The organism is Pseudarthrobacter sp. CC12 (assembly GCF_039907755.1).
In the GTDB taxonomy this organism is placed as follows: domain Bacteria; phylum Actinomycetota; class Actinomycetes; order Actinomycetales; family Micrococcaceae; genus Arthrobacter; species Arthrobacter niigatensis.
This window is the reverse complement of record NZ_JARDJH010000087.1, coordinates 1-1,220: the sequence shown is the minus strand read 5'-3', so window position 1 is coordinate 1,220 and position 1,220 is coordinate 1. Positions and strand designations below refer to the sequence as shown.

1 protein-coding gene is annotated in these 1,220 nt (G+C 64.3%); it reads right to left on the bottom strand.

Annotation, left to right across the window (positions count from 1 at the left end; all coding sequences use genetic code 11):
* Nucleotides 1-30: 30 nt before the first annotated feature.
* Nucleotides 31-1,220, bottom strand: a protein-coding gene (locus PV772_RS22945) for an IS3 family transposase (protein ID WP_347887695.1) whose coding sequence is annotated in 2 segments (ribosomal slippage) — nucleotides 31-962 and nucleotides 962-1,220 — 1,191 coding nt annotated over the 2 segments. Because the reading frame shifts where the segments join, the coding sequence is not laid out codon by codon here. This gene is flagged as partial in the annotation.

Below are 1,220 nucleotides of genomic sequence, written 5' to 3'. Positions count from 1 at the left end.
TGGGGTTGCCCGCAAATCGTGGACAGTTGATCAGGCGGCTTGTGCCGGCTGAGGTTGTGCTGTGGAGAGCAGTAGCTCGTGCTCCACAGGAGTGTTGAAGCCCAGAGCTGAGTGCAATCGGACGCGGTTGTAGAACTCCTCGATCCAGCGACCCGTGGCCATGATCGCGTCGTGCCTGGTTGCCCAGCGGCGGCGGTCGTAGAACTCGGTCTTGAGCGTGGACCAGAACGATTCCTGCATCGCGTTATCCCAGCACACGCCGGTTCTGCCAACGGATTGGAGAATGCCCAGCTTGTCGCAGACGTCGTTTAGTTGGGCGGAGGTGTACTGGGTGCCGCGGTCGGCATGGAACACGACACCGGCCGGGCCGCCGCCGCGCAGGACGTAAGCCATGCGCAGCGCGCGTTCCACCAGGCTGGCCGTCTGGACCGAGTCCATCGCCCAGCCGATCACCCGCCGGGAGCAGGCGTCCCTGACAGCACACAAATACACCCAGCCCTCGCCGGTGCGAAGGTAAGTGATGTCCGAGATCCAGACCGCGTCCAAGGTCCCGGTATCCCACTTCCTGGCCACCAGATCCGGGATGGAGTGCACTCGGACCTCCCCGACCGGAGTCACCGGACGGAAACGGCGCGGCGAGATACCTTCCAAGCCTTGCCGGCGCATGGACGCCGCAACGGTCTTCCGGTCAACAGCGGTCCCATTCCGGGCCAACTCCGCGCGGATCCGGGGCGCCCCATACGTCCCGCATGACTTCACATGTGCCTTTCGGACCTTCACATCCAGATCCGCCCGCTCCGCGGCGCGAACCGTGGCTTCTGAATGGACTCGTTGGCGCCAGGCATAGAACCCGGACCGGGACACCCGTAAGAGCCGGGCCATCCGCTGGACGGGATAGTTGGCCTTCTCGGCCTCCATCAGTTCGAAGCATTCCGATTCGGCTGCTTGGAGGCGAAGAAGGCTGCGGCTTTTCCCAAGAACTCGTTATCCATCCGCAACTGCGCATTTTCCCGGCGCAAACGCTCCAGCTCCGACTTCTCCGTCTCGGCCGCCGCGAACTCCTCCGGAGCCGCCAAACGCGCCCTCTCCTGAGCCACCCACCGGCCAAGCAACTGCTCACCCAGACCCAGTTCGCGGGCCACCGGCGCGACCGGCCTGCCCGTATCAATCACCAGACGCGCAGCCTCCCGCCGATACTCAGGAGTGAATTTACGTCGTGT